This is a genomic window from Mesorhizobium sp. M3A.F.Ca.ET.175.01.1.1 (assembly GCF_004791945.1).
Lineage (GTDB): Bacteria > Pseudomonadota > Alphaproteobacteria > Rhizobiales > Rhizobiaceae > Mesorhizobium.
The window spans coordinates 1-387 of sequence record NZ_SRTP01000117.1 but is presented as its reverse complement, the minus strand read 5'-3'; the positions used below and the strand labels follow the sequence as shown (position 1 = coordinate 387).

The 387-nt window shown below is 68.2% G+C and carries 1 pseudogene; it reads right to left on the bottom strand.

The annotated features are described in order from the left end of the window. Positions 1 to 387 (bottom strand): annotated as a pseudogene (locus tag EN818_RS33055) (hypothetical protein); the annotation flags it as partial.

Sequence of the window (387 nt, the reverse complement as noted above, 5' to 3'; positions counted from 1 at the left end):
CTGCGGCTGAAGGCAAGCCGTTCCTCGAACAGCGAACTGCTCTCGACATATCTGCCCGGTACGAAGGTGCCGAGCCGCCAGCGCACGATCGGGTTGGTGTTCGGAAGCGCATGGGCATAGAGCACGATCTTGACCACCGTGGCGCTGGCGTAGTCGGTGATCCTGGCCCAGCGCCAGACGCCGTCGGAACCGAGCAGCCGGATCGCGCGGCCGACATCCGTGGACTGGAACCCGGCGCCGTCGTTGATGCCGGCGGTGCCGGATGCGGTGAGGTCGAACGGCGTCTGGTCGGAGGCGGCCATGTGCAGGGCAAGCTCGGCCGACCGGCTTGGAGCGGCGTCGGCGCCGCCGCCGCCGGTGAACGAGAGCTGGTGATACTCATAGGCC